The organism is Kitasatospora sp. HUAS MG31 (assembly GCF_040571325.1).
Classification (GTDB): Bacteria; Actinomycetota; Actinomycetes; order Streptomycetales; family Streptomycetaceae; genus Kitasatospora; species Kitasatospora camelliae.
Genome location: NZ_CP159873.1, coordinates 57,727 through 77,762, shown reverse-complemented (window position 1 = coordinate 77,762; position 20,036 = coordinate 57,727). Strand labels below are relative to the sequence as shown.

Genomic DNA, 20,036 nt, shown 5'->3' with positions numbered 1-20,036 from the left:
GGAACCGGGGCCGGTCGAGATCGGTTGGCAATCGGTCACGATCGCCTGTCAGAGGACACTGGCTGACGAACCATCCGCATGGTCTTCCTCTCCGCTCCGGTGTCCGAGCGGCTGTGACCTGGGCGGACGATGCGGGACAGTCCCGGACGGTGGAATCCGTTGCCCGTCGGCCGGTGGGCCGGGAGTCTGCTGTCACCGCCCGGAACGCTCGTCGGCGCCGTCGCGATGCGACGCCCCCGTCGGGCGAGGGCCGGTTCTCCGGCTGTCATGCCGATCCCTCACCGCCAGGAGCCCAATGGGCCGTCAGGGGCGAGTGATCGTCGGCAGCCCACCCCTTCCACCCTTTGCGAGGAGACCTTCGTGAACAAGACCATGGGCGCGATGCGCCCGGAGTCGTCCGAGGAGCCTGTCCGTCGACCGGTGGGCCGTTGGCCGCGCCGCGTGGTGCTGTCGGCCGCGGCCGTGGCCGTGGCGGCGGGCGCCGCCGTGGCGGTCCCGGCCGGCACCGCGTCGGCGGCCCCCGTGCCGGCCACGCCCGGCCCGGCCCAGAGCCCCCAGGGCGAGGAGCCCAAGGGGCTGGCGAAGGTGGTCCGGAAGATCAACGGTGTCGTCTACCACGTCTGGTACAACGACAGCCTGGACCCCACCGAGCCCGGCTACAAGCGCAAGCTGGCGACGCAGATCGTCGTGAGGCGGGTGACGCCCGGTCTGGTCGACGGCACGCCCGACGTGCCCGGCGTGCAGGCCGTCGTGGAGGACATCGCGGAGTTCCACCGCAAGTCCGTGTGGACCGTCTCCGGCCTCAAGGGCAAGGTGGCCGCGACCAGGCAGCGGATCACCGAGCTGAACCAGAGGGTCGACAACGCCACCACGGGCACCAAGCGGGCGAAGGCCAAGAAGGACCTGAAGCAGGCCCGGAAGGACGTCAGGTTCTGGGACAAGAAGCTCGCGGAGGTCAAGGAGAAGGCCGTGCCGATGGACTGGGACCGGGAGGTCAGCCGGCTCGAGAACAAGATCGGCGAGGCGAAACGCCAGACGTACAACCCCCGGCTGACCAAGGCCGGCCGCGCCCAGGCGCAGCAGGAGCTCGACCAGCTGCGGGAGGAGCTGGCGCAGGCCGAGGCGGACCGGAAACGCTACGGGCGCCCGGACGACGGCGACGACGGTGGCGGGGCCGTGCGGCCCCGCGAGAAGAAGCCCGGCCCCACCAAGCCGCCGACCGGCACTGGCAAGAAGAAGCAGAGGGTCGACGTCACCAAGAAGACGGGCGGCACCGCCGAACCGGCGATGGACCGGATGGGCGGGAAGCGGAAGTCCGGCCCCACGGTCTCCACTCCCGCCATCAAGCCCGATACCGCGAAGAGGGTCGCCACTCCCGCCATCAAGCCCGACGCCGCGAAGACTGTCACAGCGCCCGTCGCGAAGCCCGACCTCGCCAAGACCGTCGTTAGCCGCGTCCAGCCTCCTGTTGCGCCTAAGGTCGTGGTCCCCGTACCGACCATCCCGAGGTTTCAGGGTGCGCGGCTGGGAACGATCCGGCCGGGGGTTCCCCGATCCGGCGGCCGCGGGGGTGGCGCCGATGTGGCGGCCGCCGCGATCGGCGACGTGCTCGGTCAGATGGTCATGGAGAGGGCGGACGAGAAGGTCCGGAGGAATCTGGACCGGGCGATCAAGGATCCGAAGTACCGCGAGGCGCTCATCACTGAGTACCAGCGGCAGCAGAAGATGGACCCGATCGATGACTTCAAGCACTTGTTCGCAACTTCCGAGGTCGACAGGTACTCCGCCGAGCAGCTCGGGCGTCAGCTGAGCAACTACCAGATGCAGCTGGACCTCAACCGCGCCGTCGAGGAGACGGTCAAGGCAATTCGGGCCTTCCAGGCCGCGGAGGAGAAGAAGCGGGAAGCGGAGCACGCCAAGGCCACCGGGAAGCAGCCCACCGGCAAGAAGACCGACAAGGGCGCAGATGCCACGACCGGTAAGAAGACACCCAAGGACAAGCAGGAGAAGTACCAGAAGGGGCCGGACTCCCGGGAACAGGCGGAGGCGGACGCCGACCGGGAGTGGCAGCTGCGGTCCAAGCGAGCGGCCGCCCTCGCACAGGCCAAGGGGCCCGACAAGCAATACGAATCCGAGGGGAAGGGCACCAAGGGCAAGAACGACAAGGCGACCGAGGACAAGAGCGGCAAGCACGCCAAGGCCAAGGCCATCGCCAAGGCCAACCAGCGCGCCGCCAAGTCCAACGCCGACCCGCTGTACCAGCAGGCCCGGCACGAGTGCGGCGGCTACGACACCTGTGTCACCGAACGGACCCGCAAGCTCCGCGAGCAGCAGTCCGGCGCCGCAGGCGGCGGCAAGGCCGTCCCGAAGCCGGGCGACGCCAAGAGCGGCGGCGCGAAGCCGGCCGGCAACCCGAAGAGGGACAAGGCCAACGACTACTCCCACAAGAAGCAGGACCAGCCCGGCGGCAATCACAAGACCGCGGACAGGAAGGCCACCGCCAAGGGCCCGCAGCGGACCGTGTAGCCGGGCCGGCACGGCTGACGCCGGCACAGAAGTGCGGGGTGGGCACCGACGGGCGCCCACCCCGTGCGGTTGCCCCGGGGATTCGTGGACCGGCGACCTCAGATCGAGGCTGGCCGACGTGACCGTTCGGAGGGCGGGGTCAGTAGCAGGGGTCGCCGGCCTCCGAACGGCCAGCCGTGACCGTCCGGGCCGCAGCGGGCCACGCGCCCGATGGCAGCGCGGTCGTCACCTGGCCGTGCGGGACGGACGCGGGCCTCGTCTCGGTGATCTCGTCCACGCGGCAGGTCGGATCCGGGTGGTCCGCGACTCGGTCCGAGGCAGGCTACCCCGGCCGACGGCGGGGTCCGCATCCTTCCTGCGCACGGTGCGGCGGCGTGTTGAGCATCCGTCCAAAGCGATGCGGAAGCCGTTCCGGAGCACGAGGAGACGCGGTCGCTGGTCGGCGAGAGTTGCTGATGGAACGTCAGCCGCAAGCGGTGGACGTCTCCGGCGAACGCGGCCACGGCCGGGCCGCGCCGGGACGACCTCTTCGGCCAAGGTGTTCCCGGAGTGGTCGGGGCGCGGGTCGACGCGGCGGCCCTCTGTGAGATCGAGACCGACGGCGGAACTCCGCTGTCTCAAGGAGGCACGACATGAGCAAGTCCACGCGTTCCTTCGCCCGGCGCTTCGCGGCCGTGGCCACCGTCACCGCATGCCTGAGCGTCCCCGCAACGGCGTTCGCCGCCGAGGCCGACGAGCCCGGTGACACCGTCGCCCAGGTCGCGGGCTGTCCCCGCGATGGGCAGCTCGGGGTGAACAGCGTCTGCACGTCGCTGTCGAGCGGCGCGGTCTTCCAAGGCAAGACCCATCCCGACTTCAACCACACGAGGGTCATCACCTACTACAAGAAGACCGGCGGTTCGGAGATCACCGCGAAGCTCGGCTACAGCGCGGGCGGTACTACCCACTGGGGGCCGCAGTTCAAGCAGAGCAAGGGCTCCACCAAGACCAAGACCTGGACCATCACCGACTGGTACTACATCTGCAAGCCGACCGTCGGCATGCTCTGGGTCAAGGACCAGGGAACCTTCCAGACGCCGGTCGCCAACTGCAACTGATCCCCGACCCCGCGGTGCCGCCTCCGTCGCCAGAGGCGGCACCGCCGCGCACCGAACAGGCTGAAGGCCGTCATGCTCCACACTGCTCTGAAGGGCCACACCCCCCTCACCCTCCTGCTGATCGCGGCTGCGGCGGCCGCCGCTCTTCTTGCCCTCGTCATCGCCCGCCGTGCAGGCCGCCGCACGGTCCGCCGGGCCGCATCCGGGGCGGTGCTCTGCTGCATCCTCGTGCTCGCGACGGGGCTGGCGGTCCTCCCCGTCGGCTCCGACGAGCCCCGCACGGCCGGGGACGCCCGCTACGAGGCCGCCTCCCGGGCCCTCACCACTGCCTTCGGCGACCGGTACGGCATCGTCGACGTGCGGCAGGAACCGGGCTCCGGGGAGCTGACGATCACGCTCAACACCGGTGTCGCCACGCTCAGCTGGCCGGACGCGGAGAACTTCAACATCAGCCTGGAACGCACCGCCGAACCCGGCCCCGACAGCTTCCCGGTGGCCGGCGACGGAACACCGCCTGCCAGCCCGGACGACGCGGTGGCCGCCGCCGAGCGCTACGCCGGCACGCACTACCCGTGGGCACTCAACGAGACCACTCGCACGGTCGACGCGGTGGGCGACGGCGCGCAGTTCGGCTGGCTGGTCAGCTGGCGGTCCGTCGTCGACGGAGTACTGATGCCGCTCCGCCTCGACGTCCAGATCAACCGCGCCGGCCGGGTCTCCCAGCTGAACGTCCAGCAGAACCCGCCGCCCGGAAGCCTCCCGCCCCACTGGTCACCGGGCCCGGCGCCGACAGAAGGCCCGCGAGGCGCTGCCGACCCCGGAGCGGTCCACCACCGCCAGGGCCCTGCGCCTCGCCGCCGTACGGCGCGACGGCCGCTGGCGGGTGGAGTGGACGGTGGTCCTCTCCTCTCCCGGCGGCGGTGCCGTGGCGGCCGTGGACGCGACCACCGGCGACGTGACCGCCGTCAGCGCCATGTCGGTCGAAGCCGACGGGAACGCCGCCGGCGGGGACACCTGACCGGTGGGCCGGCCTGCACCTGACGGGCTCCGAGGCGTGTACCGAAGCACCGTCTCCCGCTACCTGGCCGGCGCCCGGATGCCCGACCGGCAGTTCATCCAGGAGCGCGGCCGCCCGGCAGGGCTGCCTGGAGCGCCAGCTCGCCGTCGTGGACCATCACCGAGGCGCCAGCCTGCCGGAGCCCGAGCTCGTCGAACTCGTCGAACCGCTCGTGCGCCCGGTCCTGGCGGCCACCGCGGTGAGGCCAAAGGTCCTCCTGGTTGACGACCCGGGGCCCCAACCTCCTCGCTCTGGAAGCGATCCTGGCCACGCACGATCACGAGCTGATCAGCGTCTCCTCCGGCCCGGAGGCCCTCAAAGCCCTGCTCGACGACGACATCGCGGTCATCCTCCTTGACGTCGCGATGCCCGAGATGGATGGCTACGAGACCGCCGCCCACATCAAGCGCCGCACCCGTACCCGCGACATCCCGATCATCTGGGTCGGTGTCGTCACCGGCGACCTCACCGGCACCATGTCGGTCCGGCCGGACGGCCGGGCCGCCGTCGTGACGGTGAGGTCGCCGGGGCCGAGGAGGCCTACACACTGACGGGCAGTCCGGCCGCGGGGCCGGCGGCCGGGCTGGACGCGTTGCACGCGGCGTCGTTCAGGCGGTGGTCCGGGGCGGGGCCGCGACGGTCCCGCGCTGATCGCACTTCCGGCAGCGTCCCGGGCTGTTCCTGTGCCGCGGCGGGGTGCTGTGCCGGTGCTCTCCGCACGCGACTGCATCCTTTGGACTACTGCGCTTTCGGTCCTGTGGAGGACGATCTTGTGGCACCGCCGCGAGAGGGTTGATCCGTGCGAACAACCATCGGATACACCCTCGAAAGTATCGGCTACGTCGTAGGAGCCCAGGGGCTTGTCAGCTTCGCCTCGCAGACCCTCTTCGGCACGGAGTGGGGCTGGATGCACAAGGTCGTCGACCTTCCGTCCACCGCTTACCTCGGCATCGTCGTCGTGGGGCTGGCGCTCATCGTCGGCGGGGTGAAGATGCGGAAGGCGACCGAGCGCCAGGAGGTCGCCTGACCGGCCCGATCCTTCTTCGGGGCGATCAGTCGGCGACGACTCCTGTGTTCTGGCAGGCGGTCAGCAGCCAGCGGCCGTCCTCCTGCTTCGTCATGACGTACAGCGGAGCACCCTCGCTCTCCTCGCCCGGGGGCCGGTAGAGCTGACGGACCTTGACCGCGGCGACGTCGGGGCGCATGAAGAACACGTGGGTCACCTCGTAGGTGACCTTGCCGTCCCAGTCGTCCGCGGGGAGGACCTTGCGAGTGAACTCGGCGATCGCGTCGAGCCCGATGAGGACCTTGCCGCCGCCCGTCGTCCAGACCGCTTCGGGATGGAAGAGGGCGAGGAATTCGTCGGGGTCCTTGGTCTGCTGGGAGTGCTCGACGGTGGCCACCACTCGTTCGATGGCTTCGATGTCGGCGGCGTACGCCGTGGATTCGGTGTTCATGCGGACCATCGTGATACTTCAAGCCTGGTTGAGGTCAAGCGGTGGCCACGCGCTGACGGTGCGGATGTTCACGTCCGGGCTGCGGGACTTGGGCGACCGGCAGCCGATCACCGACTGCCCCGGGCGGGATGGTCCGGCGGACGACTTGGCACGAGCCCGCGTGGCTTGGCCCGGGGCCGGCCGTGACCGCTCCTGTCACAGTCGGGCCCGGCGCCCACCGCTCACATCCGGATCGAGCGCCCCGGCTCGCCCGCTGGCACCTCGGCCGCCGCCCGAAGCCCGGCGAGCCAGGCTCCGATGGCGTACCCGCGATGGAGGCCTGTGCCGACCGCCTCGTGTGGTTGATCCCCGCCCGCCCGTACTGGTCTCACACGTCGGGACCCGGTAGGTGATGAACAGCGCGAGCACGTCTCGTCCGCCTGGCTCATGCGGGAAGCCATTGAGGCCACCAGTCAGGGATGTTGCTGGGCGGGCAGAGTCCGCTGTCGCTGACTGTTCCGGGGACGGTGCCGATCCACGCGAATTGGCACCAGGCCAGGATGAATAGGGAAATGACCGTGGCTGCGATGGGCATCAGCGAGTAGACCCCGCTGTTCGATCTGCGTACGGCGAGATATGTGACCCCGTGGGCGGCGAGTGCGACGAATAGTCCTGCCGCGATGGAGAGGGGGAGTTCGTAGTGCCAGATGCTGCCCCAGTCGGTGTGCTCCTGGTATGAGCCGCAGTATCTGCGGGCTGAGTCCGCGAGTGCCCATGAGCCGGCTCCTCCCGCCAACCCGATGATGGCTGCGAGGCAGCCCGGCATGCAGCTTCTCCCTGAAGGTTTGTCCACCTCCCCAAGGACGAGCGGGGGTGGGCTGTGGTTCCCGGCGGGGTGCGCCGCAGCCATCCGATCCGGCCGGGCCGCGTTCAGTTCGACTACGGACCTCGTCTTGCCGCAGTGATTCTTACCGGATTCTTAGGTCGGGCAAATGTGGCTATCGGGAAAATGCCGGCATAATTCATTTTCCCCCGCGCGTTCCCCCTGATGCTTGGGATTAAACGCAGGTAATTCATTTGATCGCCCGCCTGGGTGTGCGTATGGTCGATCGTGTTCGGAGAAATATTCGGCCGAGCAGAAACTCTAGCTTCCGGGGGGAATGCAAGGAGGTTTGTCACGCGCGCAGAGTGGGGTGCTCGACCGCCGAGGAACGGGCATCCGGAAATCTCCACGAACAAGGGTGTCAAGATCCACTACTTCGGATCGCTGTTCGTCGGAGTCGAGCACAGCCAGTGCCCGCGCAAGATGCGTGAGACCCAGGACGAGCACATGGACGGCAATGGCTGGGCCGACATCGGCTACAGCCTGGCCGTGTGCCAGCACGGCTACGTGTACGAGGGCCGGGGCAAGAACACGCAGAAATCCGATCGTGACGGCGATGGGACGGCGTCTGGTTGAGGAGGGCTGCGGCAAGTACCAGAGCGGTCCGGGTCCGCAGTGGTCGGAGACCGACCGGGCCTCCTACCAGGCCTGGCAGGAGAAGCTCGGCTACAGCGGTGCCGACGCCGACGGCTGGCCCGGCGAGGGCAGCTGGAACCGCCTGCGGGTCCCGAAGGTCACCCCGTTGACTACGAGCCGTTTCCGGGGGCTGCCTGGTTCCAGAGCAACCCGAACAGTCCGATCGTGACGGCGATGGGGCAGCGTCTGGTTGAGGAGGGCTGCGGCAAGTACCAGAGCGGTCCGGGTCCGCAGTGGTCGGAGACCGACCGGGCCTCCTACCAGGCCTGGCAGGAGAAGCTCGGCTACAGCGGTGCCGACGCCGACGGCTGGCCCGGCGAGGGCAGCTGGAACCGCCTGCGGGTCCCGAAGGTCACCCCCGTTGACTACGAGCCGTTTCCGGGGGCTGCCTGGTTCCAGAGCAACCCGAACAGTCCGATCGTGACGGCGATGGGGCAGCGTCTGGTTGAGGAGGGCTGCGGCAAGTACCAGAGCGGTCCGGGTCCGCAGTGGTCGGAGACCGACCGGGCCTCCTACCAGGCCTGGCAGGAGAAGCTCGGCTACAGCGGTGCCGACGCCGACGGCTGGCCCGGACGCACCACCTGGGACCAGCTGCGGGTCCCCCGTCAGGGGGCGCTGGAGTACGAGCCGTTCCCCGGGGCTGCCTGGTTCCACAACAACCCGCACAGCCCGGTCGTGACCGCCATGGGGCTCCGCCTGATCGCCGAAGGCTGCAGCGCCTACGAGCTCGGAGCCGGACCCCAGTGGTCCGAAGCCGACCGCCTCTCCTACCAGAAGTGGCAGCAGAAGCTCGGCTACACCGGCACCAACGCCGACGGCTGGCCCGGGAAGAGCAGCTGGGACAAGCTCAGCGTTCCCAAGAGCTGACACCCGTGTGCCCCGCCCGGAGTCCATCCGAGCGGGGCACACCTGCCACTGCGCCAGCCAGCGTTGAAAACACGGTGGACAACAGCAGCCGGTGATCGTCCACACCTCGGGCCCCGGGCCTACCAGGCCACCCCGAGGGCTTCCAACTGCCCGAGCTGCTCGGCGGTGAGCTTGGCCCGGCGGGCCTTGGTGTTGTTCAGCCAGGCCCCCAGCGACACCCCTTCGGCGGTCTTGTACGCCCGCGGCACTCGTGGGTGGCCATGCTCCTGGACGAAGGCGGCCAGCGCAGCCAGGCCCTGGGCGAACCGGTCGGTGCGGGACACCTTCGGCTTCGCCTCGGCCGCGACCTTCGCGGCCACCAGCTCCGGGTCCTCCTCGATCCCGATCGCCGTCAGCAGGTCCCGCTGATCGGCCTCCAGCCCCGGCCACGAGGCCCGCTGCGCCTGCACCCACCGGCCGAGCTGCTCGCCCTCGAACACCGTGTCCACCGGCAGCCTCGTCCAGTCGACCAGGCCGTCGGACTTCAGCCACCGCAGCCGGGCGGTGGCGTAGCTGCGCTGCCACACGATCGGCCAGGCCGGGCACCACCACGGATCGATCTCCTCCAGCGCCCGGCGCCGCTCCGGCGACAGCGCGCCCTGCTCCCCGGCCGGCACCTGCGCCGCGGCCCGCAAGTCGGCCAGCCACGTACCGATGGCGTACCCGCCGACGGAGGCCCGCGCTGCGGGCGCCGGGTGCGCTACTTGGCGTCGGAGAAGTTGTGCACTCCCCACCAGCCGGATGCGTCGTGGTAGATGCCCACGCCGACCTCGGTGAAGGACGGGCTGGTCTGGGCCTTGTAGTGCCCGGGGCTGTGGCGCCACATCTCCTGGAACTTCTCCGCCGCCTCCTGGGCGGTCATCGATGTGTCGCTCCACATGACGATGTTCTCGCCGATCCAGGTGCGGGTGCCGGTGACGAGGTAGCCGGACTGGCTGCCGGAGTGGGCGAACCCGGAGGTGCGCATGTGGAGAGCCCACGTGCGGGCGAAGTCGCTGAGATCGGCCTTGAGGGTCAGCGGGGGCAGGCCGACGGTGGCGCGTTCGCCGTTGAGCAGCTGCAGCGACATGGCTTCCGCGTCGCTGGTGCTCCGCGAGGTCGTCCGGGGGCCAGGGAGCTTCGGGTCGGGGCCGACCGGCCCACCGGCCGGTGCGACCGGTGCGGCGGTCTTGACGGCTGCGGGGGCGGCGGACGCGCGCCGCGCCCCCGCGCCGGCCGGTGAAGCAGACCCGCCTGCCACGGGGGCAGCGGAGGAACGATTCGGCGTGGGGCTGCCGGGTTCCTGTGTGGGAGCCGGCGAGGACGAAGGAGCGGCGCCGGTCGGCTGCGCGGCGGCCGCGCCCCCAGCGACGGTCGAGCCGGCGTCCGTGGAGCCTGCGGCGGAGGCCGGGGCGTCAGCCGCAGAGTTTGAGCCGGCGGCCTTGCCGCGGTGGTCGACCGGGCCAGCCAGAGCGAAGCTGCCGGCCGCGAGCCCGGCGACGATCGCGGCCCCCGACAGGACCATCCCTGCCCGTATCTTCCGGGCAGCACGCCGGCGCTGCCTACGCGTCCGCATCCTCGCGCGGTGCCGGTTGCCGGTCTCCTCACCATGGCGACTCGCGGCCACGGTCGAATCTTCGTTGTGCAAGTACATGGGCTCCGCCGTTCCTCGAACCAGTCGGGGTGTCCCGACAGCTAGGAGATCCGGAAAGACCGCAGGGATAACACGTGTTGGGGCCAGTTGAACGTGCGGCCGGCTCCGAACACGCGGCGCGGCAGACGCCGGAAGGCCGCCACCCGCAGGTGACGGCCTCCCAGCGCTTTCTCAGGGCCCCGGCAGCCTACCGCCGGGCAACGACACCACCCCGGGCCGCGACGGCTCCGCTACGCCCACTCCACGCCGTGCTCGGCGAGCTGCGCGAGCTGGCCCGGCGTCAGCTTCGACCGGCGGGCCTTCTGGTTGTTCAACCAGGTGCCCAGCGCGAACTGCGACACCACCACCTGCTCCTCCCCACCGGAGCCGGCCTCGACGGCCTCCACCGGCTCCTTGTGCGGGCGCGGAACCCGAGGGTGCCGCTCCCGCTCCACGAACTGGGCGAGCGCGGCCAAACCCTGGGCAAACCGGTCCGTGCGGGACACCTTCGGCTTTGCCTCCGCAGCGGCCTTCGCGGCCACCAGCTCCGGGTCGGCCTCGATGCCGATCGCCGTCAGCAGGTCCCGCTGATCCTCCTCCAGACCCGGCCAGCCGACCCGCTGCGCCTGGACCCACCGGCCGAGCTGTTCGCCCTCGTGCACCGTGTCCACCGGCAGGACGGTCCAGTCGACCAGGCCGTCGGACTCCAGCCACCACAGCCGGGCGGTCGCGTAGGCGCGCTGCCAGGTGATCGGCCAGGTGGGGCACCACCACGGGTCGATCTCCTCCAGCGCCCGCCGCCGCTCCGGCGCCAGCGCCCCCTGCTCCCCGGCCGGCACCTGCGCGGAGGCCCGCAGCTCGGAGAGCCACGTCCCGATCGCGTACCCGCCGACCGACGCCCGCGCCGGCGCCGGCGCCGCAAGGCTGCCGCCACGGCCCTTCGCCCAGACCCGCGCCCAGTCCAAACCGGCCTCGAACCTGGCGTCGGACACGGACCAGATCATCCCGAGCGCATCGAGCATCTCGACCCGGTGTAGTCGCCCGCCCATTCTGAGCAGCGAGGCAGGGACGGGCTGGGGTTTCGCAGTTCTGGTGGGTGCCGGGCGGCTGGGGTGCGCAGATCGCTTGTGCGCTGTGCAGTTCATCCGGTCTGATCGCAGGCTCCCCACCAGGGCGTTGGCCGACGGTCGTCCTCGCTGCGCATGTTCGGCGGGCGGCGTGCAGACCGGTTGGGCAGCTACATTCCTGATCGGGTTGCCGCCGACAGAGGAAGGCTGGCTCTGTTCACATCGCAGAGCAGCGTTTCGACAGCGGTTCGGGAGTCAGCGCCGGAGCCGGATGTTCACGAGAGCGGTCAGCACCTCGGTAGCAGCCGGTAGGCCGCCGGGTACTGGTCGCCTGGAGTTCAGGACAAAAGCGCTGGCTACGGGGGCAGGCGGGAGTGAGCACCGCACCGCTGCCGAACGACGGCAGGTGACTCCCGCACTCGTGAACATCGGCTCCGCCGATCAGTAGACGTCTCCCGAAGTCATGACGAACTGACTCCGAAACCCGTGAACAAAGCCAGGAAGGCCCGGGTCTCCATCAGGAGGATGCCGGTAACCGTGAAATCGCACCATTTATCCATATCCTGCATCCATGATTATCGACTACGCGGCAGTGTTCCAAGCGCTGCCGGGCGCGGTCGCTCTGCTGACTCCCGATCTGGTCTTCGCCGACGCCAACCTCGCGTGGCTGCGCCAGGCCGGACGCAGCCGCGACCAGGTGGTGGGCCGCTACCTCTTCGACGCCTTCCCCGGCAGCCCGCGGGACCCGGCAGCCTCCGACGCCCGCCACCTGGAGGCATCCCTGCGCGCGGTCCTGGCCAACCGCGAGATCGACATGGACCTGCAGCGCTACGACGTGGAATCCGCGCAGCGCCCCGGCCATTGGGAGGAACGCTACTGGAGCTCGGTCAACGCGCCCGTCTTCGCGCCCGACGGCCACATCGCCCTGGTGATCCACCGCGTCGAGGAAGTCACTGAACTCCTGCGCGCCACCAGCCGGCCGGACGGCTCACTCCAGCTCGAGGCCGAGCTCTTCAGCCGGATGCGGCAGCTGCACGAAATCAACGAGCGCCTGCGTCGCGCCCACGCCCGCGAGCGTGAGGTCGCCCTCTCCCTGCAGCGCGCCATGCTCCCCGTTCCGCCCCCGATCAGCCATCACCGGTTCGCCGTCCGCTACCGGCCCGCGGTCGGCTCCCTCAATGTCTGTGGCGACTGGTACGACCTGGTCCAACTCCAGGACGGCGACAAGATCGCCGTGGCCGTAGGCGATGTCGTCGGCCACGGCCTGGAGGCCGCAGGCATCATGGGCCAGCTCCGCAGCGCCCTGTCCGCCACCTCCCTGGTCGCCACCGGCCCCGCACAGGCCCTCGAGGTCCTTGGCCGGTACGCGCATTGCGTCACCGGCGCCGAGTCGACCACCGCGGTGACCGCCTTCATCGACTTCAGCCGGCACCTCATCACCTACTCCAGCGCCGGCCACCCCCCTCCGGTCCTTCTTCGCGGCGACGGCACTGTGGAGCTGTTGGACCAGGCGACCGATCCGCCGCTGGATGCCGTCTTCGAGTCCAGCCCTCGGCCGGAAGCCACCACCGCCTTCACCGACGGCGGCACCCTCCTGCTCTACACCGACGGCCTCATCGAACGCCGCCACCAGGACATCGACACCGGACTCAGCCAACTCACCGACGCCCTGATCCGCCACAAGGAACTCACCACCCCCGACGCACTCGCCGATGCCGTGATGAACGACCTGATCCCCGCCGAAGGCGTCACAGACGACACCGCCCTGGTCGTCGTCAGCCTGTGAGGCGTCTCAGTGCTCGCACTGCAGGTCTCCGCCCGCCGAGCACATCCTGGTGCTCGGCCACCGGCTTTGGAGGCCGGTGAGCGTGCCGTGGCCGTGTTCCGTGAGCTGGACGATGCGTTCCGCGAGGGTCAGGCGCTCGGTGAACTCGCCAGCACCATGCGGGCGGCCGGACGCCCGGTCGGCGAGGTCCGGGCCATGCGCGAGGACTCTGCGGCGGCCTACCGTCGGGCCGGCGCCGACACTGAGGCCGAGGAAGTGCTGAAGAAGGCCGACGAGCAGCCGCCCCGGTACGGCGCGGTCAGGGGCGGAAGAAGCGGCGCCGGGGCGCGGGCGGTGCAGGTGTCGGCGGGGCGGGGGCGGTGGGTGGCTGGGGGTCGGTGGCCTGGTCGAGGTCGGGGAAGGTGACGCTGCCGTCGGGGCCGATCTTTCGGTTGGCCCAGATCCGGTCGAGGTCGGGGCGCTCACCCCGCTCGACAGCCCGCCTGGCGGCTTCCCGCTGCTCCTGGGCCTGCCGGCGGGCGGCTTCGCGCCGCTGCTGGGCTTGTTTGCGTTCGGCGTCGCGGCGCCGCTCCTCGGTCTCCTGCGCCCAGCGGCGTTCCAGGTGGGCGGCGTAGCCGTCGGGGTTGGCGAGGACTTGGGTGAGGGGTTGCGGGCTACCGTACGGATCTGTTGGTGATATTGATCCGAAACGGTAGGGGTTCTGGATCGTTGAACATCGCGTGAGTGAACTGGTGGGGGATGCGCGGCACTTGTCGCCGTCGGCGCAGGAGGCGTTGCGGCTGCGGGCGGTGGCCGCGTTGGTGGAGGGCCGGGATCGCGAGGACGTCGCGGCGGTGTTCAAGGTCTCGTTGAAGGCGGTGGACGGCTGGTGGGCGAGGTGGCTGGCCGGCGGTCGTGAGGCGCTGATCGGGCGGCCCCGCGGGCGACGGGTCGGGGAGCATCAGGTGTTGTCCGAGGCAGAGCAGGCGGCGGTGCGGCAGGCCGTGCTCGACCACCAGCCCTGTGAGCTGGGGCTTGTCGGTCAGCTGTGGACGCGTTCCCAGGTGGGTGCGCTGATCGCGAAGCTGTATCGGGTCCGGCTGACCGAGCCGGGGGTGGGCAAGTACCTGCGCCGCTGGGGGCTGTCGTTCCAGCGTCCGGACAAGCGGGCTGTCGAGCAGGATCCCGAGGCGGTGCGTGCCTGGCTGCAGGAAACGTGGCCGGCGATCCGCGCGAAGGCGAAGGCCGAGGGCGCCGAGGTGCTGTTCGCCGACCAGGTCGGCATCCGTTCTGACCAGGTCAGCGGCCGGACCTGGGGCGAGAAGGGCCGGACCCCGATCGTGCGCCGGACCGGGAACCGGTTCTCGGTCAACGCCATGTCCGCGATCAGCACCAAGGGCCGCATGCACTTCATGGTCTTCACTGGCACCTTCGACGCGCAGGTCATGTGCCGCTTCCTCAGCCGGCTCGCCTGCCACTTCGACCGCAAGGTCCACCTCGTCGTGGACCGGCACTCGGCCCACCGCAGCAAGAAGGTCCGCGCCTGGCTGGCCGACCACGCCGACCAGATCGAGCTGCACTTCCTGCCGTCCTACTCGCCCGAGCTGAACCCCGACGAACTGGTCAACGCCGACCTCAAGCGCAGCCTGCCCACGAGCCACCGGGCCCGCAACCAGGCCGAGCTCGCGGCCGAAGCGCGACGCTTCTTCCGCCGCCGCCAGCACCAGCCTCACATCGTCCGCGGCTACTTCCACGGTCCGCACGTGCGCTACACCCTTGACGAGAACCAATTGAGTTTCTGATCAATATGAGGCCACACGCCGTGGAGCTTGGGATTTCACCCTGTCGACTCTCGCAAGTAGGACCGGCGATGGCCAGCGGCACTGATCGGTGCCGCTGGCCGCAGTGTCATCAACGGCCACGCTGTCGGCGTTCGCCGCTCTCCGCGTCCTGCCGGACGCTTTGAGGGCGATCAGGGTGGATCGTTGTCGGGGTGTTGCAGGTCGAAGACGGTGGTGCGGATGTCACGGATGACGGCGTCGAGGAGGGTTTGCTGCCGTTCCGGCGGGGCGGTGGTGGCCAGTCCGTTGAGGGTGAGGCTGACGGCGAAGATCTCTTCGACGACGTGGTCGCGCAGATCTTGGGCGATGCGGTCGTGGTCGCGGACCTGGGCGATGCGTTCGGCGTCGGCGCGTTCGGCGGCCAGTTGCTGGACCAGGGCGGCCTGGGCGGCGAAAGAGGTCAGCATGTCCAGTTGCGCCTGGTCGAAGCCGTCGCGGCCAATCTCGCGGGTGACGAGGAGGACTCCGGTGGTGCGGCCGTGGTCGGTCAGCGGTGCGAACATCGCCGGCCCGGGTGTGCCCGACCACGGCCCGTCGGGGTCGTGGACGCGTTCGTCGCCGGCGGCCGGGCGCTCTCCGGCAGCCCGGCGCCCCGCAGGCAGCGCCGGGCAGCCCGAAGGCGCCCGGCCGCAGCGCATTTCCCCTGCCGGGCGCAGGACGCCTCCCCGGTCAGGGGCGGAAGAAGCGGCGCCCGAGCGCCGACGCCGCTCCAACCGCCAGAAGGCTGGTGTCATGCCGGGCACCGGCCGCGATCACCTGAGACAGACCTGCCTTCCGCTGGGCCGGTTCTCCGAGACGGCTACTTCTTCGGGGTGAAGATGAGAAGCCGGTCCAGGAGCAATGAGGACAGAGCCGGGCGGGTGAAGGTTTCGGGCTGCATGTAGGCGCGGGCCACGACGCGGATCGTACTCATGTCGACGGGCCGGTCAGCACCGTACTGCGCGCAGAAGTCGGTGCCGGCGGGCGGGAGCGTGGTTACGTGTGGTCCGGACGGGCCGCTGCCGCCGGCGCGGCTGAAGGACCAGGCGTAGAGCTTGTCCGAGTCCGGCTGATCGGAGATGAAGTCATTTGCGCTGCCTTGCAGATCACGGTTGCTCTGCGCCGTCAGAGCCACGGCTGCATGGGCGTCGGCGTTGAGCGTGACGCTGGAGTAGCTCGCCTGCCCGGTGGCCACGTGGTTCGTGCCGTAGGTGACAACGAAGGAGCCGTCCGGCAGGGAGAAGTTGTGGGAGATCGGGTCGTCGGCGTCGTTGGACAACGCGCCCACTCCAGTGGTGGGCGGATCGATCACCAGGTTGTCCTGCAACCCCGGATATGACTCCTCGAAGCCGCGCTCAACCACGTCGTCGTGCGCATCAAAGCCCGGGTAAGCGTCGATGATCCGCTGACGCAGCAATTGCAGGGTGGGGTTGAGGTCGAGTTCGGTGGTCCCGGTCCCGGAGACGCGCAACGGAGGCACCGGTAGCGGATCGGGTGCGTACACCGGCGCTGTGTCGTCCCCGGAGCTGCTCTGCGGCCGCACCCGCAGGACCTGGAGCGGCGGCGCGGCGCGGTAGTGGTCGAGTGCCTGCTCGAAGCCTGGTTCCGCCACGATCGTGCGGATGCCGAGCAGGAACTGATCGGCATCCTGGTCGAGGCCGAGCCGGTACATGGCCGGCGGAATCGTCATGTTGTTCGTCGCACCCCCCAGCCCGGAGGCATGCAGCATCCTGTTCACCTCCGACCGGGTGCGCCCGTTGCCCGTGATCACCAGGGCGAACGGCCGGTTGTACGGTCCGGGGCCGGTCGTATGCACCGTCTTGTTGTTGACCGGGTCGCCCACTGACGTCCACACGACCGGGCCGGTGTGCAGGGAGCCTTTGACGTTGGTGAGGTCGAAGGAGAAGTACTCCTCCGGAGGTGGCGTCGCGCCGATCAGGACGATCGCTTCGTCCTGCCGCAGGCGCCACGTCACGGGCGGGTTGGTGTTGGGCGCCTGACCGGGCACTTCCGGCATGCTGGTGACGATGTAGGGCGACTGGGGATTGGGCCACATACCGCTGAAAACGGCACCTTCGCAGTACCTGCGGTTCAGGTCGAAGACGGCCTCGGTTCCGGACTGCGAGACGTAGCCGGATCTGGCCAGTTGGTGCTTGAACCGCTCAACCTGCCGACCGGTATCAGCCGGCGGAGAGTCGTGCCCGTGGCCCGAGCCCTGGGTCGACAAGGAGGAGCTGGCGCTCGAAGAGGGGCCCGGCGGCGTGGCCGCCCTCGCGGCCGGTGTGGTGAGAAGCACAGCGGCGGCCAGGGCGACGAGAGCCGGACATCGGCGCAAGGGGAGTGTCGTCATGTCAAACCCCTATCGAGCCCGCCTCTCGAGCCCTCGCCGCCACGCCGCAGCCACCCGCCTGACCTCACTCGTCCGGAACACCAACAAGCCGTAATTGAGCGCCAGGGAAAATGGTTGCCGGGCTGAATTCGTGAGTCTGCCGGAACGGTGTCAGCGGTGGACCCGTGGGGATACGTGGGCTGTCGTGGAGCGGCTGCACCGCGGTGTCACCGGTCGGCAGCCCGGGTGCTGGCTGCGCGAGATCCGGTGTGATGTTCGCGCGTGGCTGCACGGCAGGACTCGGCCCGGCTAACTGCAATACCGGTGATTTAGGTGTTTTTCCGGCGGCTCGGGGCAGTCCTGGTAGGTGGGACAAGTGCCGGGTGCGGGGGGTGTGGGCGGGGTGGGTTGTGGTGCTCGGCTCGCTTGAGTGCCCAGTTGGACATCTTCCGCTTGATCACGCGGGGGTTGCTGCGTAACCGCCGTGGGGGCAGGAGCCGTTCACGGATCTCATGCCGGGCCTGGGTGAGGCAGCGGGCGAGCCGGGAGGGGGGAAAGCGCCGCCTGCCCGGTGACGTGGCGGCGCACCACACGCAGGGTGCGGGTGAAGGAGATCCGGTCCGGATCGTGGCCGGCCTGGCGTGCGGCCTGGTGCATCAGGTCCCGCAGGGCGTGGTGCACCAGGAGGAACGCGAAGATCTCCTGCTCGACACCGTCCGGGTGCTGGGAGCGCAGGACCAGGCCGGGGCCGCCCTGATGGATCTTGATCTCGTCCAGGGCGTTCTCGATCTCCCAGCGCTGGGCGTAGAGCGTGGCCAGGTCCGCGGCCGGTGCCCGAGTCGGGTCGAGGATCGAGGTGATCAACCGGTAAACCGTGCCCCTGTCTGTGTCGAGGGTGTACTCGATGACCCGCACCGTCTCGGGGTCGGCGCGGCGGTTCTTGTCCCGGGCGGCGACGATCCGCGACAAGTAGGAGCCGTCCGCCAGCGGGGTCACCACCGGGAGGACCTGGCTGGAGGAGACGCGCCACAACAGGTCCGCGCCCTGGGCGCGGGCGGCCCGCCACAGGTCCAGGCCTTTGAAGCCCCGGTCGGCCAGCAGCAGCATTCCCGCCCCCAGCTCCCGAACAGGCGGGCAGCCAGCGCGGTCTCGTGCACGGACAGCGGGGCGACGTCGGCCGCGAACACCGCGTGTGTCCCGCACTCCACCAGTGCCGCCACCCGCGCCTGCGGATAGGCGCTGCGGCCCTGGCCACGACTGGTGCCCGGGCGGCCGAAATGCTGGGCGTTGGCGGCCGTATCGGGCAGGTCGAACGTCGTGCCGTCCACGGCCACCAGCCGCCAACTGCGGTACCAGGAACCGGCCGTGGACGAAGAGGCGACGGGACGGGCCACCCGCTGGAACAACAACCGCAGCGGCTGAGACCCCAGCCGCAGGCGCGCGCGCCCGATCGCCGCGGTCGTCGGCACCCGCCACGCCGTCGCCCACCGGCCCTGGTCCCGCAGGCCCTGCGTGAGCAGGCGGGCCACCTCCTCGTAGCCCTGCCCGAAGAACAGGCACATCGCGAGCACGAAGTACACCACCACCCGCGCCGGCAACAGCCGATGCCGCTGCTCGACCCGCCCGCACTCGGCGACCACCTCGTCGACCAGATCCGCCGGAAACGTCCGCGTCAGCACCCCCAACGCGATCCGATCCGAGAACCGATCAACCCCCGACGACTTCTTCTGACCCGGCCTTGGCACACCCAGCCCAACGACCAGAACGCCCCAAAGTCACCGGTATTGCGGCTAACTGGGCGTTTCGCCCCCGATTCTGGGGCTCAGGTGCCGCGCCAGGTCGGGGTGGCTTCGCCGGCGAGTCGGCGGGTCATGAGGCTGATCATCGCGACGTGGACCATGGCTTCAGAGCGGGCCGGAAGGGCTTCGTAGTCGCGGGCCAGGCGCCGGTGGTTCATGAGCCAGCCGAAGGTCCGCTCGACCACCCAGCGGCGGGGCTGGACGACGAATCCCCTGGTCGCTGGGTCGCGGCGGACGATCTCGACATCGATGCCGAGTGTGGCGCCATGCTCGACGACGGCGTTCTTGTATCCCATGTCGACCCAGGCTTTGCCAATGCTCGGGTGGTCGGCTGCGACCGCGGTCAACAGCTGTCGGCCGGCGGTGCCGTCCTGGACGCTTGCGGCGGTGACCAGCACCACCAGCAGCAAGCCGATCGTGTCGGTGACGATGTTCCGCTTCCTGCCCACGATCTTCTTCCCGACGTCGACGCCCTCCGAGGCGGCGGGAACGTTGGCGGAGGTCTTCACGCTCTGGGAGTCGAGGATGCAGGCCGTCGGCTCGGTGTTGCGGCCTTCGGCGGCGCGGACCAGGCGCCGCAGCAGGCCGTTGAGCTGCTCGAACACTCCCTCCTTCTGCCAGCGGGCGAAGTAGGCGTAGACGGTCTGATGGGGTGGGTAGTCGTGCGGGAGGTAGCGCCAGGGGATGCCGGTGCGGTCGACGTAGAGGATGGCGTCCAGCAGGTCGCGCAGTGCGTGCTCGGGTGGCCGACCGAAGGCGAGGGCGCGTTCGGTGCGGGCCTGTCGCCAGGCGGTGAGGGTGGGTTCGACCAGGGCCCAGCGGGCGTCGGACAGGTCGCTCGGATACGGTCGACGATCCGTCATGACGACGGCATACTGCGGGATCGTCACCCTGCCCAGGGCCCGCGGTTCTCGAGAGACAAATACGATCAGGCCCGGCTTCCAGGGATGAGACAGGAGGAAGCGCACAGTTCCGGCGGACATTCATGCAACGGCGCCCCTCCCGCCGCCAGAGTCCCAAGCGTCACCGAACGCCGGCGGCCTGGGCGCCCCGGAAACCGTGATCAACCCGCCCGTTTACGGCTGAAACGCCCAGTAAGAAGT

Annotated in this window: 17 protein-coding genes and 3 pseudogenes; 11 read left to right on the top strand and 9 right to left on the bottom strand. The window is 69.9% G+C overall.

Annotation, left to right across the window (positions count from 1 at the left end; genetic code table 11):
* Positions 1-360 precede the first annotated feature (360 nt).
* From ABWK59_RS35890 to ABWK59_RS35870, 5 genes and pseudogenes are all read left to right on the top strand, one after another.
* Positions 361-2,526 (top strand): hypothetical protein, encoded by a 2,166-nt coding sequence (locus tag ABWK59_RS35890; RefSeq protein ID WP_354645260.1) that lies wholly within the window; start codon positions 361-363, stop codon positions 2,524-2,526.
* A 632-nt stretch (positions 2,527-3,158) separates the two neighbouring features.
* On the top strand, positions 3,159-3,623 hold the full coding sequence (locus ABWK59_RS35885; RefSeq protein WP_354645259.1) for a hypothetical protein: 465 nt from the start codon (positions 3,159-3,161) through the stop codon (positions 3,621-3,623).
* Between the two features lie 72 nt (positions 3,624-3,695).
* Positions 3,696-4,664, top strand: a complete 969-nt coding sequence (locus tag ABWK59_RS35880) for a hypothetical protein (RefSeq protein WP_354645258.1) — start codon at positions 3,696-3,698, stop codon at positions 4,662-4,664.
* A 215-nt stretch (positions 4,665-4,879) separates the two neighbouring features.
* Positions 4,880-5,135 (top strand): annotated as a pseudogene (locus ABWK59_RS35875) (response regulator); the annotation flags it as partial.
* Positions 5,136-5,479: 344 nt separating this feature from the next.
* The gene (locus ABWK59_RS35870) at positions 5,480-5,707 is read left to right on the top strand and encodes a hypothetical protein (protein ID WP_354645257.1); all 228 of its coding nucleotides are present in this window, start codon (positions 5,480-5,482) and stop codon (positions 5,705-5,707) included.
* 25 nt (positions 5,708-5,732) lie between these two features.
* Here ABWK59_RS35870 and ABWK59_RS35865 read toward each other — a convergent pair whose 3' ends face one another.
* Positions 5,733-6,146, bottom strand: coding sequence for an SgcJ/EcaC family oxidoreductase (locus ABWK59_RS35865; RefSeq protein ID WP_420492968.1), 414 nt, complete (start codon positions 6,144-6,146; stop codon positions 5,733-5,735).
* Between the two features lie 1,276 nt (positions 6,147-7,422).
* Between ABWK59_RS35865 and ABWK59_RS35860 the strand changes: the two genes are divergently transcribed.
* The 4 genes and pseudogenes from ABWK59_RS35860 (at position 7,423) to ABWK59_RS35845 (ending at position 8,502) form a co-directional block, all read left to right on the top strand.
* Positions 7,423-7,575: a hypothetical protein gene (locus tag ABWK59_RS35860; RefSeq protein WP_354645389.1), complete on the top strand. Its 153-nt coding sequence runs from the start codon at positions 7,423-7,425 to the stop codon at positions 7,573-7,575.
* The gene (locus ABWK59_RS35855) at positions 7,556-7,804 is read left to right on the top strand and encodes a peptidoglycan-binding protein (protein WP_420492967.1); all 249 of its coding nucleotides are present in this window, start codon (positions 7,556-7,558) and stop codon (positions 7,802-7,804) included. Before ABWK59_RS35860 ends, ABWK59_RS35855 begins: the two co-directional genes overlap by 20 nt.
* Before the next feature lie 5 nt (positions 7,805-7,809).
* A pseudogene (locus ABWK59_RS35850) lies at positions 7,810-7,917 on the top strand (N-acetylmuramoyl-L-alanine amidase); the annotation flags it as partial.
* Between the two features lie 138 nt (positions 7,918-8,055).
* Positions 8,056-8,502: a peptidoglycan-binding protein gene (locus ABWK59_RS35845; RefSeq protein ID WP_420492974.1), complete on the top strand. Its 447-nt coding sequence runs from the start codon at positions 8,056-8,058 to the stop codon at positions 8,500-8,502.
* Positions 8,503-8,621: 119 nt separating this feature from the next.
* Here ABWK59_RS35845 and ABWK59_RS35840 read toward each other — a convergent pair whose 3' ends face one another.
* The 3 genes from ABWK59_RS35840 to ABWK59_RS35830 all read right to left on the bottom strand — a co-directional run bounded on the left by ABWK59_RS35840 (position 8,622) and on the right by ABWK59_RS35830 (position 11,145).
* On the bottom strand, positions 8,622-9,176 hold the full coding sequence (locus ABWK59_RS35840) for a helicase associated domain-containing protein (protein WP_354645255.1): 555 nt from the start codon (positions 9,174-9,176) through the stop codon (positions 8,622-8,624).
* Between the two features lie 65 nt (positions 9,177-9,241).
* Positions 9,242-9,610 carry a CAP domain-containing protein gene (locus ABWK59_RS35835; RefSeq protein ID WP_354645254.1) on the bottom strand — a complete coding sequence of 123 codons (369 nt, stop codon included), beginning with the start codon at positions 9,608-9,610 and terminating at the stop codon, positions 9,242-9,244.
* 794 nt (positions 9,611-10,404) lie between these two features.
* On the bottom strand, positions 10,405-11,145 hold the full coding sequence (locus ABWK59_RS35830) for a helicase associated domain-containing protein (protein WP_354645253.1): 741 nt from the start codon (positions 11,143-11,145) through the stop codon (positions 10,405-10,407).
* A 646-nt stretch (positions 11,146-11,791) separates the two neighbouring features.
* Between ABWK59_RS35830 and ABWK59_RS35825 the strand changes: the two genes are divergently transcribed.
* Complete coding sequence (locus ABWK59_RS35825; RefSeq protein WP_354645252.1) at positions 11,792-13,006, top strand: PP2C family protein-serine/threonine phosphatase; 1,215 nt, start codon at positions 11,792-11,794, stop codon at positions 13,004-13,006.
* Positions 13,007-13,304: 298 nt separating this feature from the next.
* Here the strand turns inward: ABWK59_RS35825 and ABWK59_RS35820 are convergent, their stop codons facing one another.
* Positions 13,305-13,847, bottom strand: a complete 543-nt coding sequence (locus ABWK59_RS35820) for a hypothetical protein (RefSeq protein WP_354645388.1) — start codon at positions 13,845-13,847, stop codon at positions 13,305-13,307.
* Between ABWK59_RS35820 and ABWK59_RS35815 the strand changes: the two genes are divergently transcribed.
* A complete protein-coding gene (locus ABWK59_RS35815) occupies positions 13,738-14,787 on the top strand; it encodes an IS630 family transposase (RefSeq protein WP_354644907.1) in 1,050 nt (349 codons plus the stop codon). The genes ABWK59_RS35820 and ABWK59_RS35815 overlap by 110 nt on opposite strands.
* Before the next feature lie 170 nt (positions 14,788-14,957).
* Here the strand turns inward: ABWK59_RS35815 and ABWK59_RS35810 are convergent, their stop codons facing one another.
* The 4 genes and pseudogenes from ABWK59_RS35810 to ABWK59_RS35795 all read right to left on the bottom strand — a co-directional run bounded on the left by ABWK59_RS35810 (position 14,958) and on the right by ABWK59_RS35795 (position 19,796).
* Positions 14,958-15,560: a GAF domain-containing protein gene (locus ABWK59_RS35810; protein ID WP_354645251.1), complete on the bottom strand. Its 603-nt coding sequence runs from the start codon at positions 15,558-15,560 to the stop codon at positions 14,958-14,960.
* 65 nt (positions 15,561-15,625) lie between these two features.
* Positions 15,626-17,155, bottom strand: a complete 1,530-nt coding sequence (locus ABWK59_RS35805) for a hypothetical protein (RefSeq protein ID WP_354645250.1) — start codon at positions 17,153-17,155, stop codon at positions 15,626-15,628.
* Between the two features lie 489 nt (positions 17,156-17,644).
* Positions 17,645-18,879, bottom strand: a pseudogene (locus tag ABWK59_RS35800) (IS4 family transposase).
* Between the two features lie 77 nt (positions 18,880-18,956).
* Positions 18,957-19,796: an IS5 family transposase gene (locus ABWK59_RS35795; RefSeq protein ID WP_354645249.1), complete on the bottom strand. Its 840-nt coding sequence runs from the start codon at positions 19,794-19,796 to the stop codon at positions 18,957-18,959.
* Positions 19,797-20,036: the final 240 nt, after the last annotated feature.

Bases quoted from the DNA above. Each gene is read 5' to 3' on its own strand.
- ABWK59_RS35885 (WP_354645259.1), top strand. From the start codon at position 3,159: ATGAGCAAGTCCACGCGTTCCTTCGCCCGGCGCTTCGCGGCCGTGGCC.
- ABWK59_RS35880 (WP_354645258.1), top strand. From the start codon at position 3,696: ATGCTCCACACTGCTCTGAAGGGCCACACCCCCCTCACCCTCCTGCTG.
- ABWK59_RS35865 (WP_420492968.1), bottom strand. From the start codon at position 6,146: ATGGTCCGCATGAACACCGAATCCACGGCGTACGCCGCCGACATCGAA.
- ABWK59_RS35860 (WP_354645389.1), top strand. From the start codon at position 7,423: ATGCGTGAGACCCAGGACGAGCACATGGACGGCAATGGCTGGGCCGAC.
- ABWK59_RS35855 (WP_420492967.1), top strand. From the start codon at position 7,556: ATGGGACGGCGTCTGGTTGAGGAGGGCTGCGGCAAGTACCAGAGCGGT.
- ABWK59_RS35835 (WP_354645254.1), bottom strand. From the start codon at position 9,610: ATGTCGCTGCAGCTGCTCAACGGCGAACGCGCCACCGTCGGCCTGCCC.
- ABWK59_RS35825 (WP_354645252.1), top strand. From the start codon at position 11,792: ATGATTATCGACTACGCGGCAGTGTTCCAAGCGCTGCCGGGCGCGGTC.
- ABWK59_RS35810 (WP_354645251.1), bottom strand. From the start codon at position 15,560: ATGACACCAGCCTTCTGGCGGTTGGAGCGGCGTCGGCGCTCGGGCGCC.
- ABWK59_RS35805 (WP_354645250.1), bottom strand. From the start codon at position 17,155: ATGACGACACTCCCCTTGCGCCGATGTCCGGCTCTCGTCGCCCTGGCC.
- ABWK59_RS35795 (WP_354645249.1), bottom strand. From the start codon at position 19,796: ATGACGGATCGTCGACCGTATCCGAGCGACCTGTCCGACGCCCGCTGG.